The organism is Pseudonocardia sediminis (genome assembly GCF_004217185.1).
GTDB classification, from domain to species: domain Bacteria; phylum Actinomycetota; class Actinomycetes; order Mycobacteriales; family Pseudonocardiaceae; genus Pseudonocardia; species Pseudonocardia sediminis.
Genome location: NZ_SHKL01000001.1, coordinates 2,417,703 through 2,434,023, shown reverse-complemented (window position 1 = coordinate 2,434,023; position 16,321 = coordinate 2,417,703). Strand labels below are relative to the sequence as shown.

Annotated in this window: 11 protein-coding genes; 4 read left to right on the top strand and 7 right to left on the bottom strand. The window is 74.7% G+C overall.

Going from position 1 to position 16,321, the window contains the following annotated elements; all coding sequences use genetic code 11:
* The first annotated feature begins 1 nt into the window (after position 1).
* Entirely contained in the window at positions 2-1,126 is a 1,125-nt protein-coding gene (locus EV383_RS11340) for an HNH endonuclease signature motif containing protein (protein ID WP_130289885.1), read from the top strand.
* Positions 1,127-1,204: 78 nt separating this feature from the next.
* Here the strand turns inward: EV383_RS11340 and EV383_RS11335 are convergent, their stop codons facing one another.
* Positions 1,205-1,777: a CHRD domain-containing protein gene (locus EV383_RS11335; RefSeq protein WP_130289884.1), complete on the bottom strand. Its 573-nt coding sequence runs from the start codon at positions 1,775-1,777 to the stop codon at positions 1,205-1,207.
* A 245-nt stretch (positions 1,778-2,022) separates the two neighbouring features.
* Here EV383_RS11335 and EV383_RS32615 point away from each other — a divergent pair, with 245 nt between their 5' ends.
* Positions 2,023-5,601 carry an ATP-binding cassette domain-containing protein gene (locus EV383_RS32615; RefSeq protein WP_130289883.1) on the top strand — a complete coding sequence of 1,193 codons (3,579 nt, stop codon included), beginning with the start codon at positions 2,023-2,025 and terminating at the stop codon, positions 5,599-5,601.
* A 126-nt stretch (positions 5,602-5,727) separates the two neighbouring features.
* Here the strand turns inward: EV383_RS32615 and EV383_RS11325 are convergent, their stop codons facing one another.
* Positions 5,728-6,618 carry an SCO6745 family protein gene (locus tag EV383_RS11325; protein ID WP_207223490.1) on the bottom strand — a complete coding sequence of 297 codons (891 nt, stop codon included), beginning with the start codon at positions 6,616-6,618 and terminating at the stop codon, positions 5,728-5,730.
* Positions 6,619-6,654: 36 nt separating this feature from the next.
* A complete protein-coding gene (locus EV383_RS11320) occupies positions 6,655-7,215 on the bottom strand; it encodes a GNAT family N-acetyltransferase (protein WP_130289882.1) in 561 nt (186 codons plus the stop codon).
* Positions 7,216-7,366: 151 nt separating this feature from the next.
* Here EV383_RS11320 and EV383_RS11315 point away from each other — a divergent pair, with 151 nt between their 5' ends.
* Positions 7,367-9,034 carry an acyl-CoA dehydrogenase family protein gene (locus EV383_RS11315; RefSeq protein ID WP_242623025.1) on the top strand — a complete coding sequence of 556 codons (1,668 nt, stop codon included), beginning with the start codon at positions 7,367-7,369 and terminating at the stop codon, positions 9,032-9,034.
* Between the two features lie 348 nt (positions 9,035-9,382).
* Here EV383_RS11315 and EV383_RS11310 read toward each other — a convergent pair whose 3' ends face one another.
* Both EV383_RS11310 and EV383_RS11305 read right to left on the bottom strand, forming a co-directional pair.
* Complete coding sequence (locus EV383_RS11310; protein WP_130289880.1) at positions 9,383-10,540, bottom strand: NADH:flavin oxidoreductase/NADH oxidase; 1,158 nt, start codon at positions 10,538-10,540, stop codon at positions 9,383-9,385.
* Positions 10,541-10,592: 52 nt separating this feature from the next.
* A complete protein-coding gene (locus EV383_RS11305) occupies positions 10,593-11,516 on the bottom strand; it encodes a cation diffusion facilitator family transporter (protein WP_130289879.1) in 924 nt (307 codons plus the stop codon).
* Between the two features lie 166 nt (positions 11,517-11,682).
* Here EV383_RS11305 and EV383_RS11300 point away from each other — a divergent pair, with 166 nt between their 5' ends.
* Positions 11,683-12,798 (top strand): NHL repeat-containing protein, encoded by a 1,116-nt coding sequence (locus tag EV383_RS11300; RefSeq protein ID WP_130289878.1) that lies wholly within the window; start codon positions 11,683-11,685, stop codon positions 12,796-12,798.
* A gap of 53 nt (positions 12,799-12,851) precedes the next feature.
* Here the strand turns inward: EV383_RS11300 and EV383_RS11295 are convergent, their stop codons facing one another.
* Together EV383_RS11295 and EV383_RS11290 are read right to left on the bottom strand one after the other, a co-directional pair.
* A complete protein-coding gene (locus EV383_RS11295; RefSeq protein WP_130289877.1) occupies positions 12,852-15,377 on the bottom strand; it encodes an ATP-dependent Clp protease ATP-binding subunit in 2,526 nt (841 codons plus the stop codon).
* Positions 15,378-15,492: 115 nt separating this feature from the next.
* Positions 15,493-16,302, bottom strand: coding sequence for a serine hydrolase (locus EV383_RS11290; RefSeq protein WP_130289876.1), 810 nt, complete (start codon positions 16,300-16,302; stop codon positions 15,493-15,495).
* Positions 16,303-16,321: the final 19 nt, after the last annotated feature.

Sequence of the window (16,321 nt, the reverse complement as noted above, 5' to 3'; positions counted from 1 at the left end):
GATGGCCGCGGAGAACGTGGTCGGCAGGACCGCCCTCGACGGCACCGTCCTGCCGCCGCGCCTGCCCGCCACGACTGAGGTGTTCGACGCCGGACGCACGAGCCTGCGTCACGTCGAGGTCGTGGCGAAGGTCCTCGGGACCCGCGCGGCCGAACGGTTGTCCCCTGAGGTGTGGGCGGCCGCGGAAGCACAGATCGGCGCAAAGACCTCCGAGTACACCCCGAACGAGCTGCAGGTGTGGGGCACGGCGCTGGTCGACAAGCTCGACCAGGACGGTCCCGAGCCCGACGACGACCGCCCCGAACCCGAGGTCAACGAGCTGCGGATCGTGCGGCATCGGAACCGGCCGGGAGGGAAGATCACTGGGCGCTTCGATGACGCGGCCATGTTCGACACGATCGCCACGGTGATCGATGCGAAGTCCAAGCCCACCTCCTCGGACGAGACTCGCGAGCCGGCGCAGCGCCAGGCCGAGGCCTTGGCCGAGGTGTGCGCCTTCGCGTTGTCGCACGGTCCGACGGGGCTGGTGCCGGAGACCGGAGGGCGTCGCCCGCAGATCTCGGTGATCATCTCGCTGGAGGACCTGGAGAAGCGCGCGAAGACCGGGATGCTGGACTTCGGTGGGCGCACCTCACCGGAGACGCTGCGGATGATGGCGTGTGACTCCGCGGTCATCCCCATCGTGTTCGACGGGAAGGGTCAGCCCCTCGACGTGGGCCGGGCGACCCGGACGATCCCCGACGGTCTCCGCCGGGCGGTGATCGCCCGCGACCGCGGATGCGCCCATCCCGGATGTGACCGGCCACCGTCATGGTGCGAGGTCCACCACGTCATCCCGTGGGAAGAACACGGCAAAACCAAGATCGACAACCTGGTGATGCTGTGTCGACAGCATCATCGGCTGATCCACCATCCCGGATGGGACGTCCGGATCCGCGACGGACCACCGGAGTTCCTGCCACCGGCCTGGATCGACCCGACCCGCACACCACGTCGTCAGCCCACGACTGTCGGCATCCCCGCGCCCCGACGCACGGAGCCGTCCGCCCCGGCAGCCGGGACGGACGGCCCTCCGAGAGTGCGCGTCGCCGACCTCGACGACCTCTTCGGCGTGTCCGCTCGATGATCGGATGTGTGGGCCTCCGGGCCCTCGACGTGCCGGGCGGGACCTGGCTGTCCCCCGACCACTCCCTTACCGGCGCGGTCAGCCGGTCTTGGACAGCTGCCCGCGCAGCGCACCGTTGCGGAACTGCTGGGTGTGGGTGTCGACGAACCATGCCGCCGGGTTCGCCTCGAGCTTCTTGACGTCGAAACCGGTGCCGGTGTCGACGCCGTTCACGATCACGCCGGTGGTGAACGGGCCCTGCAGGCAGCCCTTGCTGGTCATCGGTCCGCCGGGCGGGCCCTGCGGGTCCGGGAACACCATCCGCGGGTTGCCGCTCTCGTTGGGCTGGCCCTCCTGTAGGTGCGTCGCGGTCCGCGCCGGGCTGGCGAACGGCGGCGTCACCCCCATCACCATGATCTCGTAACAGACGATGTTCATCTGGCTGTTCAGCTTCAGGGTGAACGTGCCCTTCGCCCCGGTCTGCCCCGGCGACGGCTTCCCGGCGTCGTCGACGACGGTCTGCGGCGTCGCCGACGCGGTCAGCGTGCTGGTGAACGTGGCCGGCGGCGGCACCGGCGCGTCCTCGGCCAGCGCCGGTGACGCGGTGAGCGTCAGCCCCGCCGCGGCGACCACCGCGCACACCGTCCACTTCCTGATCGACTTGTGCCCCATCGGATCCCCTCTCGCCCTCACCCACCGTGCCGGGCCAGCATGCGGAGCGGACCCGTCCTTCCGCCGCGCCACGGGACGTCTTCGACCACATCAGGTGTCATCCCTTCCCAAAACCGTCCGAGAGCGGGGTCGCGTGCGCTGGAGCCGCGTAAATCGGCGGCTTTCTGTCGGTGCCCCGGGCTAGCGTCGGAGCAGGACCTTCCGGGCGGACCGGGCGATCGGGTCCGTCGACCCCGGAGGATCCCGTGCGTGCGCAGCCGCTGACGTGGCGACGGCTGAGTGGGCCGGCCGCGACGTTCGCGACGGTCGTCGCCGTCGTGGCGGCCGCGGCGGAGACGGCCGCGGCGACGGTGACCGGCCGGATCGCCGCCGGCCCCACCGCGGCGCTGATCGCGACGCTCGGCGCGCTGCTGCTCGGGGCGGCGTTGCTGGACACGGTCGGGCGGGTGGTGTTCTCCACCGTCGTCGGACGCGCGGAGGGACGGCTGCGGGCCGACCTGCTCGACGCCGCGCTGGCCCAGCCGCTGACCGCGCTGGAGGACCAGGCTGTCGGCGAGCTGCTCGACCGGGTCGACGACGACTCCCGTCAGCTGGGCACGCTGCTGCGCCGGGTCGGGTGGGAGACCGGGCGCGCCGTGCTGCGGTCGGTGCTGGCCTGGATCGTCGCGGGTCTGGTCTGGTGGCCGGCGTGGATCGCGTTCCCGCTGGCCGCGGCCCTGGTGGTGGCCGTGGCGCGGCCCCTGACCCCGCTCATCGCGCGCTGCAAGGTCGCCGAGGAGGTCGCCTGGTCCGACCACTCCGCGCAGCTGGAGGAGGCCGTCGCGGGACAGGACGACGTGCGCACCGCGCTCGGTCAGCCACACGTCGTCCGCGGCTACGTCGTCCGGGCCGCCGTGGTGCTGGACCGGGTGCGGGCCACCTGCCGTGCCTCCACGGTGGTCGGGCTGCGCACCGGGTTCGTCATGCACGCGCTGCTCGGGGCCGTGGTCCTGGGCGGGGTGGTCCTGGTGGCCGGCGACCCGGGCGGGATCGCGGCCCTGGTGTCGCTGTGGCTGCTGGTCTCGGCGTTCGTCGGGCAGATCGACCAGATCGTCGACCGGATGCCGGAGATCCAGGCCGGGCTGGGCGCGCTGACCCGGGTGTCGTCGCTGCTCTCGGCGGCCCGTGAGCCCGACGGCGGCGCCCCGTTCCCCTCCGGTGACGCCGGTCTGGAGCTGCGCGGTCTGACCGCCGGGTACGAGGGCGGGTTCCGGTTGCGCGGCATCGACCTGACCGTCCCCGCGGGCACCACGTGCGCGCTGGTCGGGCGCACCGGGTCGGGCAAGTCCACGGTCACCCGGGTGCTGTCCCGAGCCATCGCGCCGCCACCCGGGCAGGTGCTGCTCGGGGGCCGCGACGTCACCACGGTCGCGCTGGACGAGCTGCGCGGCGCCGTCGGCGTCGTCACCCAGCGCACCGAGATCCTGGCCGCGACGCTGGCCGAGAACGTGACGCTGTTCGCCGACGTCGGGCGCGAACGCGTCGCGTCCGCGATGGCCTCGCTCGGGCTCACCGACTGGGTGGCCACCCTGCCGCACGGCCTCGACACGCGGCTCGGCAGCGGCGGGCTGACGCTGTCCGGCGGGGAGGAGCAGCTCGTCGCGTTCGCACGACTGCTGGTCCGTGACGTCGCCGTCGTCGTCCTGGACGAGGCCACCGCGCGGATGGACCCGCGCACCGAGGAGCGGGTCACCCGGGCCGCACAGGCGCTGCTGGAGGGCCGGACCGGGATCGTCGTGGCGCACCGGCTGTCGACCGTGCGCCGCGCCGACTCGGTCGCGGTGCTCGAGGACGGACATGTGGTCCAGCAGGGCGAGCGGGCCCGCCTGGCCGTCACCCCCGGCCGGTTCGCCGACCTGCTGGCCGACGCCGGCGACGAGACCGGCGGCCGGTCCGGAGACGATGGCGCCGACCGGGCCGACCGGGCCGACCGGGCCGACCGGGCCGACCGGGCCGACCGCGCGGCGACGGGCGGCCGCGGGACGGACGGGGACCGACCGGACGGGAGTGATCGGGACGAGACGGGTGACGGTCCGGGAACGATGCGACGTGCCGTACGGCGCCCGCCCGCGGTGCCACCGTCGGTCACCCCTCCCCCGCTGTGGCGCACGGTGGCGCGGCTCCTCGTCGCGCACCCGCGCTGGGGCCTGCTCGGCGGGCTGGCGTTCATGCTGGCCACCGTCGGTGGCGCGACCGGTGCGATCACCGGCTGGTTGTGGGGCCTGGTCGTCGAGGGGCTGCAGGAGGGCGCCGCCACGGACGGGGCCCTCCCGTGGGTTCCCGCGCTGGCGCTGACCGGCGTGCTGCTGCTGTTCCCGGTGTGGATCGCGATCGCGTTCCGTACCTACCCGCGGTGGTGGGCGGCGGCGACGCTGCGGATGCGCCTCGCGGTGCTGCGCGGGCAGACCATGCAGCACCGGCCGGTCCGGACACCGCCCGGTGAGGTGGTGGCCCGCGCCCTGGACTCCGACCGGATGGTGCTCTACGTCGACCGCTGGGTGGACGTGATCAACTCCGCCGTGGTCGTGCTGGTGACCGGCCTGGTCTCCGGGGACCCGCGGGCCGCCGCGGTGATCGGCGGGTTCCTGCTGCTCTGCTCGGGGGTCGCCGCGATCGGGGCGCCGTTCGCCGGTCGGGCGGGCCGGATCGCCGCCGACGCGCGGGCCCGGTTCGGGACCGCGCTCGGGTCGGCGCTGGAGGGCGTCCGCACGGTCAAGCTCGCCGCCGCCACCGGAGCCGTCCGCGGGCACCTGGACGCGGTCGACGGTCAGCGGGTGCGGGCCACCATCCGCGAGCAGCGGATCCGGACCCTGCTCGACGGGGTGCCCGGACTCCTGGTGCAGGGCGCGGTCGTCCTCACCTGGTCGCTGCACCTGTCCGGGACCTGGAGCCTGGCGACGGCGCTGCTGGTGACGACGGCGCTGAGCGGGTCCGGGTTCCTGGGGCAGGTGTGCGCGGCGGTGGTCACCGAGGCTCCGATCGCCCGTCGCTGGCTGGGCGCGGTGGCCCCGTTCGCGGGTCCCGCGGACCTCACCCGCCTCCCGCCGGGGGTCGACCTCGTCACCGGGACGGCGCCGTCCCCGGCGTCGGTGGACCGCGAGCCGTTGCAGCGGCTGTCGCTGGAGAAGGTCACCGCGGTGCACGACGACGGCACGGTCGGCGTCGAGGGCGTCGACCTCGACGTGGACGCCGGGTCGCTGGTGCTGCTCACCGGGCAGGTCGGATCGGGCAAGTCCAGCCTGCTGGCGGGGCTCGCCGGGCTGGTCGGGCACGAGGGCGTGATCCGGTGGAACGGCCGCGAGGTCGCCGACCCGCAGGAGTTCCTCCGCCCGGGGCAGGTCGCCTACGTGGCCCAGCTGCCGCGGGTGCTGTCGGGCACGTTCGACGACAACATCACCCTCGGGCACCGGCGCCCGGTCGCCGAGTCGGTCGACGCCGCGCGGCTCGGCCGTGACGTCGACGCCGCCGGGGGCACCGGCGCCATGGTCGGGCACCGCGGAATCCGCCTGTCCGGCGGGCAGGTGCAGCGCCTGGCGATGGCGCGGGCGCTGGCCACCGAGGCCGAGCTGATCGTCGCCGACGACGTGTCGTCGGCCCTGGACGTGCGCACCGAGATCGAGCTGTGGGCGGCGCTGCGCCGCCGCGGCACGACGGTCGTCGGCGCCAGCACCACGCGGGCGGCCCTGGCCCGGGCCGACCGGGTCGTCGTGCTGGAGGACGGCCGGATCGCCGCGGAGGGGCCGTGGGACGAGCTGTCGCACCGGTGGGGGCATCTGGCCGGGTGACCGGAGCCGAGGCCGGGTGGTCGGTGCCGCGGCCCGGTGACCGCTGCCGCGACCGGGCGGAGGCGCCCGGTCGTGCCCCACCCGGTCGGCTCCACCCGGTCAGCCCAGCCCGGTCAGCCCTGCCCGTCAGCCCCGCCGGGCCCGGGCGGGGTTGCGGGGTGAGTCCGGGCCGAAGCGTCCCTCCGGGAACACCCCGCCGGCCAGCATCGCCGCCACCATCCGGCCGCCGACCTCGCCGAGCCGCGCGGTGCCGTCGCTGCCGAGTGCGGCCCACGGCCGGTGCCCCAGGGCGTCGGTGTCGGACTCCACCCGGGCCCGCAGCTCCCACCCCTGCCCGGTCAGCGCACCGGAGGAGTCGAGCAGGCCGCGGTCACGCAACGCGGCCTCGGCGTCGTCCCACTGCTGCCCCGTCCAGCCGCGGCTCTCCCGCGCGAACGGCATCACGTAGCCGGTCCCGGTCGCGGTGAACGTCACCAGCGCCTCGATCCCGCTCAGCCCCCGGGACCCGCACGCCGTGAAGTGCCCGTCCCCGCGGTGCTCGCGCACGATCGACACGCCGTGCCAGAGCGCCATGTGCGGCGCGGCCGGCCAGTCCAGGTCCAGCAGTGCCGCCGCCATCGGCCGGCCCTCCACCGGGCACGCGAGCGCCGCGGTGCGGGCGAGACCGGCCGCCTCGGCGATCTCCGGCGCCGCGAGCGCCTCGGCCCCGAACACCCGGTGCAACGCCGCGTCGGCGGCGTCGTAGCGGGCCGCGACCAGATCAGCCGGCGAGGCCCGCGACCAGGCGGCGGGCAGGAACTGCGCGACGACGTCCGGGGCGAAGTTGTAGAACAACGCCGCCACGAGCCCGGCACCGACCGGGCCCAGCGGAGCCGCCCGGGGCGCGAAGTACCCCATCCGGCCGGACTCCAGCCCGGCGGCGACGTAGCGCTCGTCGGCCTCGGGTACGAAGTAGATCATCGAGTGCAGCGGTTCGAGGATGCCCGCGACGGCACCCGACTCCTCGGCGGTGATCACGCCGGCCGACGCTACCGGCGCCGCCGCCGCGGTGGATCAGCCCGGCCGGACGGCGGCGGGACGGTCCATCATCAGCCCGTCGAGCTGCACGCCGTCGGGATGCACGATCGGAACGGGCCGCCGGGCGACGAACCCGCAGGACTCGTAGAGCGCCACCCCCGGCAGCGTCGCGACCAGCACCACCGTGGTGAACCCGGCCGCGGCGGCGGCCCGGGCGCTCGTCTCGACGATGTCGCGGCCGAGACCGCGGCGGGTCCACCCGTCGTCGACGAACATCGCGCGGATCCGGGCGGACTCGGTCGCCGGGTCGATCCGGCGCAGGGGGTCGTCGTCGGGGTCGTCGCTCGGCCCGGCGAACAGCTTGGCGCGCACGCTCCATCCACCGCAGGCGACGATCCGGCCGCCGGCGTCGTGCACGTAGTAGGTGCCGTCGTCGACCAGGACGGGGTCGGGGCGGGCGATGTGGACGGCGGCGCTGGCGGTCTGGCGCGCGTCGTAGTGCGACGGGAAGTGCGCGCGGACCGAGGCCGCCATCAGCGCCCCGATCGCGGGGAGGTCGGCCGGGCGGGCCGGACGCAGGACGGGAACCGCGGACATGGCGATCATCGTGGCGCCGACGACGGGCGGGCGCACCCCGGTTCCGGGAGGACCCGCCGCGGCACCGGGCTCTCCGGGACGGCGACGGGCCCTTGCCCCGCGCGGGTGGGGCACCGTTGACTGGAGATCACCGGCTCGAGGAGGAGACGACGTGGCGGATCCGGCACCGAGGACCGACCTGCGCACGCACGTGGTGACGAACCAGGTCCCGCCCGCGGGCGACCGGAACCTGTTCGACACCGACCCCGCCCTGCGCGAGGCCCTCGACCGCGAGGGCGGCGGTTGGGCCTCCGACCGGCTCCGCGCAGCCGGGGCGGTGGCCGGGTCCGAGCACGTCGCGGAGCTGGCCCGGCTGGCCAACGTGCACTCCCCCACGCTGCGCACCCACGACCGCTACGGGCAGCGCGTCGACGAGGTCGAGTTCCATCCGGCGTGGCACGAGCTGATGTCGCTGGCCACCGAGCACGAGGTCGGGACCGTCGCGTGGAGGCACCGCGGGTCCTACGGCACGGTCGTGCGGGCCGCGCTGTCGATCGTGTTCTACCAGGCCGAGGCCGGGATCATGTGCCCGATGTCGCTGAGCAACGCCGCCCCGGCGGTGCTGCGGCTGGTGCCCGGGATCGCGCGGGTGTGGGAGCCGCCGGTGCTCTCCACCGAGCACGACCCGCGCTCGATGCCGTTGCCCGGCAAGCGCGGCGCGATGATCGCGATCGCGGCGACGGAGAAGCAGGCCGGGTCCGACCTGCGGCAGACGACGACGGTCGCCGAGCCGGTCGGCGCCGGCGGCCCGGGGAGCGAGTACCTGCTGCGCGGGCACAAGTGGTTCTGCTCGGTCCCGCAGGCCGACGCCTTCGTCACCCTGGCCCGCACCGGGTCGGGCCTGAGCTGCTTCCTGATGCCGCGCTGGCTGCCCGACGGCACCCGCAACGCGGTGAACGTCGTCCGGCTCAAGGACAAGATGGGCAACAGGTCCAACGCGTCCTCGGAGCTGGAGTTCGACGGCGCCCTGGCGTGGATGCTGGGCGACGAGGGCCGCGGCGTCGCCTCGATGATGGGCCACATCCACCGCTCCCGGCTCGACATCGCGACCGCACCGGTCGGGCTGATGCGCCAGGCCGTGTCCGCCGCGGTGCACCACGCGTCGCACCGCAGCGCGTTCGGCTCCGAGCTGTCCAAGCAGCCGTTGATGCGCGGGGTGCTGGCCGACCTGGCGCTGGAGGCCGAGGCCTCGACGGCGCTGCTGATGCGGATCGCCCGCGCCTACGACGAGGAGCGCACCGACGAGGCGGCCCGCGCATTCGGCCGGCTCGGCGTGGCCGCGACGAAGTACTGGCTCAACAAGCGCGCCGTCCCGGTCGTCGCGGAGGCGATGGAGGTGCACGGCGGCAACGGCTACGTCGAGGACGCACCCGTTGCCCGGATCTTCCGGGAGACGCCGCTGAACGGGATCTGGGAGGGCGCCGGCAACGTCGTCTGTCTCGACGTGCTGCGCGCGATGCGCCGCGACCCCGGCTCGGTGGAGGCGTTCCTGGCCGAGGTCGACGACGCGAGCGGCGCCGACCCGCGTCTCGACGCCGCCGTCGCCGGCCTGCGGGACCTGTTCGACTCCGTCGCCTACGACGAGGGCCTGGCCCGGCTGCTCGTCGAGCGGATGGCGCTGACGCTGCAGGGCTCGCTGCTGGTCCGGCACGCGCCGGCGCCGGTGGCCGAGGCGTTCCTGGCCGGGCGCCTGTCCCCCGGCGGCGGACGGGTGTTCGGGACGCTGCCGTCGTCCGTCGACGCCGACGCGCTCGTCGCCCGCGCCGCCGGAACGGCCTGAGCGGGCGCGGGCGTCAGCGGCCCGCGTCCGCCTCCGCCGGGGCGACCGGCGCGGGCGTGTTCGGACAGCGCCAGCCACGCCGAGCACAGGCCCGACCCGAAGATCAGCTCGACGACGAACCCCTCGACCTGCAGGGGCGTCCCGACGAGCTTCGGCAGGAACGCGGCCACGATCACGCCGGTGTAGAGCAGCGGGTCCAGGTAGGACAGCGTGCGGTGCACGCGACCGTGCGGGATGCCCCCGACCGCAGGTACGACAGCCGACCCGCTCCTCCGGCACCCGGGATCCCGACGGGCGGGGCGGCCGGAACGGCTCTCGGCGATGCCCTCGGACCCGGTTCGGCCCGCGTTACCCGCCCTGGACCGGGTTCGCCCCGGCCGGCTCCGGCCACCCGATGCTCCCCTGGTGCCCGCGCATGTTCCGCAGCCACCACGCCCAGTCCTCCGGGACCAGGGAGAACGGGTCGTCGAGCCCGAGCTCGCGCGCCGCCCAGACCGGCCAGTGCGGGTTGGCCAGGGCCGGGCGTCCGAGCAGCACGACGTCCAGGGCGCCGGAGCGCACGGCGTCGTCGGCGGTGGCCGGGATCCCGAGGTTCCAGCTGGCCGCCACCGGGATGCCGACCTCCCGCTTGAGCCGCGCCGCGCGCTCCACCCACGCGGCCTCGTCGCCGTGGATGCCGTCGCGCACGTCGGGGGTGTTGCCGCCGAAGCTGATGTCGGCCAGGTCCAGGCCGTGCTCGCGCATCCAGCCGATCGCGGTGACCGCCTCGTCGAAGTGCGTGCCGTCGGGGTGGAAGTCGTCCGAGCCCAGGCGCATCGTCAGCGGCAGGTCGTCGGGCCAGACCTCGCGGACGGCGTCGATCGCCTCCAGCAGGAACCGTGCCCGGTTCTCCAGGCTGCCGCCGTAGGCGTCGGTGCGGCGGTTGGCCAGCGGTGAGAAGAAGCTCGCCCCGAGGTAGCCGTGCGCGAAGTGCAGCTCCAGCCACCGGTACCCGGCCTCGGCGGAGCGGCGCGCGGCGTCGGCGTAGGCACGGTGCAGGCCGTGGATCTCGTCGACGGTCAGCTCCCGCACCGGGTACGGGTGCTTGCCGTCGTCGAAGGAGACCTCCGACGGCCCGACGACCTGCCAGCCGTCGGGGTCGTCCGGGGCGATCTGCGCCTTGCCCTCCCACGGCCGCAGCTCGCTGCCCTTGCGCCCGGTGTGCCCGAGCTGGATCGCGGCGACAGCACCCATGTCCTCGATCATCGACGTGACGCGGGCGTGCCCCTCGATCTGCGCGTCGTCGTAGATGCCGGCGCAGTGCGTGCTGGTCCGGCCCTCGGGGGCGATCGCGACCTGCTCCGGGAACACCAGCCCGAAGCCGCCCGCGGCCCGGGCACCGAGGTACATCTGGTGGTAGGCGTCCATCCTCCCGTCGACCGAGCGGTACATCGTCATCGGCGACATCGCGATGCGGTTGCGCAGGGTCACGCTCTTGAGCGTGTACGGGCTGAACAGGTGCGGCATGAGTCCGGTGTACCCGCTCCGGGCTCCGGATGATCACCCCCGGGAGGAGACCTCAGCCGCAGTGGTTCTCGTGACCCACGTGCGCTCCGTGCTCGACCTGCAACGTGCTGTGCGCCAGGCCGAACCGCTCGCGCAGCAGGTCACCGGCGCGGTCCAGCACCGAGGCGTCGCCACAGTGGGTCTCGGAGGCCTCGTCGACGACCAGGTGCGCCGACATCGCCGGGGTGCGGTCGTTGATCGCCCACACGTGCAGGTCGTGCACCGCGTGCACGTCCGGGATCTCCAGCAGCGCCGCCTGCACGGCCTGCGGGTCGATGTCGCGCGGGGCACCTTCGAGCAGGACGTGCGCGACCTCGCGCAGCAGACCCACCGCCCGCGGCAGGATCAGCGCCACGATCAGCAGCGAGGCGATCGTGTCCGCGTACGGCCAGCCGGTGGTCAGCAGCACCACGGCCGCGGCGAGCACGCCGACCGAGCCGAGCGCGTCGCCGAGCACGTGCAGCATCGCGCCGCGCATGTTCATGTTCGCCCGGTCGCCGCCGGCGAGCACCACCAACGACACGACGTTGCCGACGAGCCCGAACGCACCGATCACCAGCAGCGGCAGGCCCGGGATCTCGGCCGGGTCGAACAGCCGGGACACGCCCTCGACCGCCACCCAGATCACGACCGCGACCAGCGTCAGCGCGTTGACCCCGGCGACGAGCACCTCGGCCCGGCCGAACCCGTAGGTGCGTCGCCAGCTGCTCGGACGCGCCGCGAGGTAGGACGCGAACACGGCGGCGGCCAGCGCCCCGGCGTCGGTGAGCAGGTGCCCGAGGTCGGCCAGCAGCGCCAGCGACCCGGTCAGCACCGCCCCCACCGCCCCGAGCACGGCGGTCGCCAGCGTGACCACGAGGGCGATCAGCAGCCGGCGGCGGTCCGCCCCCGCACCACCGTGCCCGTGACCCTGCCCGTGTCCGTGGCCCTGCCCCATGTGCCCTCCCGACGTCTCCTCGCATCGTACTCATGCGTACTTCTGCATGTCTAACGCGGCGACGCTTGACGCCGGACACCCTCCGGTGTCGACTGATCGCCGCCGGGACCGACCATCCCGGCGCGGACACGACCCGGGGGCGGGCATGGCGCAGGAGCCGCACGAGGTGACCACGCGGCCGGGACCTCCGCCTGACCAGGGCCCGCCGCCCGGACCGTCGCGCGGGTCGGGCGGGCAGTCGATGCGCGGGTTCGCCGTCCTCGCGACGGTGCTGGTCCTCGCCGTCGTGACCCTGGTCGTCGTGCTGGGGGTCGGTCTCGACGGGCTGATCCGCACCGTCGCCGCGGGTCCGCCGGAGGACCCCTCCCCCACCACGCAGCCCGCGGCCCCGTCGCCCGCCCCGGCGTCGCCCGGCGCGGTGTCTCCCGGTACGGCGTCTCCCAGCACGGCGGCACCGCTCCCGGCGGGCGCGGTGCGGGTCGGCCCCGGACCGGTCGACGTCGAGGGCGACGCCACCACGCTCTGGACCGCCGACCGCGCCGGCGCCTCGGTGACCCGGGTCCTGCCCGGGATCGGCGCGACCATCACGTTCCCGGTGGGCGGTGAACCGGCCCAGCTCGTCGTCGCCGACGGCCGGGTGTGGGTCTGGAACTACTCCTCGGCGATCACGCCGGTGGACGTGCGGACCGGGCGGGCCGGCGACCTGGTCCGCACCGAGCTCGGCATCTCCGCGATCGCCGCCGGCGACGGCGGCGTGTGGTTCACGGTGCCCTCGCGCGGTCTGCTCGGGCGGATCGACACCCGGACCGGGCGATTCGACCCACAGACCGTCCCCCTCGGCGGACGGCCCGACCATCTGGCCTACGACGCGGGCCGGCTCACCGTCCTGGACTCGGCCGCGCACACCGTGCGCACGGTCGACACCCGGACCCGCGCCGTCGGGGCCCCGCGCCCGGTGCCGGCCGAGGTCACCACCGTCGCGGCCGGTTCCGGGCGTCGCTACGTCGTGAGCGAGACGGCGCTGGCCCCGCTGGGCGACGGCCCGGTCCGCGACGACCAGCTGGTGCGCGTGGGGCCGATCGCCGCCTACGCGACGGCTCCCACCGGCGTCTGGGTCCTGGACACGGCCGGCGCGCTGCGCCGGTGGCCGGCGGACCTGCGCGACCCGGCCGTGCCGATCCGCGGGCAGGCCACCGGCGGCGACGTGCTGGCCCTGCCCGACGGCCGGGTCTGGGTCCTCGACACCGCCGCGGCCACCCTGCGGCCCGCCGCCACGCGGTGAGGGAAAGGCCCGGGGACGTCATGCCCCCGGGCCCCGTCTCCTCGGACCGCGCCTCAGACCGCGGCGGGCTCCGCGGCGCCGATCACCAGCTCGCCGTCGGCGGCGTCGACGCGGACGGTGCGCCCGGGCCCGATGTCCCCGCTGAGCAGCATCTGCGACAGCGGGTTGTCCAGCTCGCGGCGGATGGTGCGGCGCAGCGGGCGGGCCCCGAAGTCGGGCTGGAACCCGTGCTCGGCGAGCAGCTGCACCGCCGCCGGCGTCACCTCCAGGCCGATCTCGCGCTTCGCGAGACGGGCCCGGGTGTCGACCAGCAGCAGCTCGGTGATGCGGCCGAGCTGGTCGGTGTCCAGGCGCCGGAAGACGATGGTCTCGTCGATCCGGTTCAGGAACTCCGGCCGGAACACCTCGCGCAGGCGCGGCATCAGCCGCTCGCGCAGCACCGCGTCCTCGCGCTCCTCGGCGTTCGCAGTGTGCTCGGCCGCGGAGCCGAAGCCCAGCGTCAGGCCCCGTCCGGTGATCAGCTCCGACCCGACGTTGGACGTCATGATGATCACCGTGTTACGGAAGTCGACGGTGCGGCCCTGCCCGTCGGTGAGCCGGCCGTCGTCGAGCACCTGCAGCAGCGTGTTGAACACGTCCGGGTGCGCCTTCTCGATCTCGTCGAGCAGCAGCACCGAGTACGGACGACGGCGCACGGCCTCGGTCAGCTCGCCGGACTCGCCGTAGCCGACGTAGCCGGGAGGCGCCCCGACCATCCGGGCCACCGTGTGCTTCTCGCTGTACTCGCTCATGTCGAGCCGGACCATCCGGTCGGAGTCGCCGAACAGCGACACCGCCAGGGATCGGGCCAGCTCGGTCTTGCCGACGCCGGTCGGCCCGAGGAACAGGAAGCTGCCGACGGGGCGGTCCTCGTCACCCAGCCCGGAGCGCGACCGGCGGATGGCCTCGGCCACCGCCGTCACCGCGGCGTCCTGCCCGATGACGCGCTCGTGCAGCTCGTCCTCCAGGCGCAGCAGCCGGTCCCGCTCGGCCTCGGTGAGCTGCGAGACCGGAATGCCGGTGGAGCGCGACACGACGTCGGCGATCTCGGCCACCCCGACCTGCGGCGCCTTGCCGTTGGGCCCGCCGGTGTCGGTCAGCTCGGCCCGCGCGGCGCGCACCTCGTCGCGCAGCGCGCTGGCCTTCTCGTACTCCTCGTGCGCGACGGCCTGGTCCTTGTCCCGCTCGAGCCGCTCGATGCGCTGCTCCACCTCGCGGTGGTCCACCGACGGAGTGCGGGTGCGCAGGCGCACCCGTGCGCCGGCCTGGTCGAGCAGGTCGATCGCCTTGTCCGGGAGGAACCGGTCGGTGACGTAGCGGTCGGAGAGCTCGACGGCGGCGCGCAGCGCGTCCGGGGTGTAGCTGACCTGGTGGTGCGCCTCGTACCGGTCGGCGAGCCCGCGCAGGATCGCCACCGTGTCCTCGATGCTCGGCTCGGGCACCAGGACGGACTGGAACCGCCGGGCCAGGGCCGCGTCGGACTCGATGTGGCGGCGGTACTCGTCGAGCGTCGTCGCGCCGATGACGTGCAGCTCGCCGCGGGCCAGGGCCGGCTTGAGCATCTGGCCGGCGTCCATCGTGCCGCCGCTCTCGCCGCCACCGGACCCGGCGCCGACCATCGTGTGCAGCTCGTCGATGAACACGATCAGCTCGGTCGAGTGGTCGCGGATCTCGGCGATGATCGCGCGCATCCGCTCCTCGAAGTCGCCGCGGAACTTGGTACCGGCGACGACGCCGGCGAGGTCGAGCTGCACCAGCCGCCGCCCGCGCAGGGTGTCGGGCACGTCGCCGTCGGCGATGCGCTGGGCGATGCCCTCGACGACGGCGGTCTTGCCGACACCGGCCTCACCGATCAGCACCGGGTTGTTCTTGGTGCGGCGCGAGAGCACCTCGATCGTCTGCTCGATCTCGTCGTCGCGCCCGATCACCGGGTCGAGCCTCCCGCCGCGTGCGGCCGCGACGAGGTCCTGCCCGAACTGGTCCAGCGTCGGCGTCGCGCTCTCCGTCTCCTGCGCGGGCGCACCCGCCGGACCGGGGGCACCCTGCGGGCCGGGCGTCATCGACCCGGGGGTGAACCGGGAGCGGGCCAGCAGCCGTCCGGCCGCGGACTCCTCGTTCGCGGCCAGCGCCAGCAGCAGGTGCTCCGGGCCGATGTAGCTCGAGCCCAGCGACCGCGAGATCTGGTGCGAGTCCAGCAACGCCCGCTTCGCCGACGGCGTCAGCGCCGGGTGCCGCCCCTCGTCGGGCTCGTGGCGGGGCAGCCGCTCCTCGAGCGTCCGCACGATGACGTCCGGGTCCGATCCGGCGCGGGTGATCCATCCCCGGGTCGTCTCGGCCCGGGCGCACGCCAGCAGGATGTGCGCCGCGTCCAGATCGGTGTCACCCCGCGTCATCGCCTCCTGCGCGGCGCCGGACATGATCTCCCGTGCACCTGCGCTCATCAGGCGGCTCAGGTCGATCCGGTGCATGGGGCCGCGGGGGTCGCCGGGACCCGTCCGCGGGACGTCGCCGGGGCCACCCGGCCCGAAGAAGCCGGTCATCGCAGTACACACCTCTCGTCGGGAACAGCGCTGGAGGCGTTCCCGACGATCCGGGGCCCGAAACGGACGGCGGGCGGGCGGGTCCGGGCGGTGCGACGCCCCGCCGGAGGGAGGGTCAGCCGCGCATCGCCGTCAGGACGTCGGCGGTGACGTCGCGGCAGACCCCCCACCCGTAGGACTCGGGACGCTCCGCCGGGAAGCGGGTCATCACCGCGAGCGCGTAGTCGTCGAACGCCACGACGCAGTTGACGTTCCAGCCGGTGTCGGAGTGCAGCGTCCAGCCGTTCTTCTCCGCGACCGGGGTGTCGCCGCCGAGCAGCTCGCGGATGCCGAACGAGCCGCTCTCGTCGACGTTGCGCAGGTCGGCGACGAGCTCGGCCCCGCCCGGGTAGGACGGCGCGCGGTCCAGCACGCAGGTCAGGATCCGGGTGGCGTCGACGGCGGTGAGCTGGGCGTAGGACCAGTACCCGCGCCGAGACGTCGAGACGTCGACCCCGCACACCGGCTCCAGGTGCGCCAGCACCCGGTCTCCCCCGAGCCCGCGGTAGAGCCGCTCGGCGGCCTGGTCGTCGCTGCTGCGCACGGAGCGCCGGATCAGGTCGCGCTCGGACGCGCTGACCGTCCGCCCGGCGTCCCGGGCGACCCGCAGGTGGTCCGCGGCGATCCAGGCCTTGATCGCGGACTCGGCGTTCGTGCGCTCGGTCGCGGCGTTCGACGACCCGGTGCGACGGCCGGACGTGGTGTCGGTCAGCGACCAGGACAACCAGAGCCCGTCCTCGCCGTCACGCCCCACCGTCACCCCGTCCCGGAAGACGTCCGGCGTGACGACGGGCACGGCGGGGACGGCGGTGTCGGCCTCGGCGTGGCCCACCGGGACCGGCGCGGACGCACACCCCATCAGCGCCAGCAGGGCTCCGAGGAACACCAGACACCGTGCGACGAGC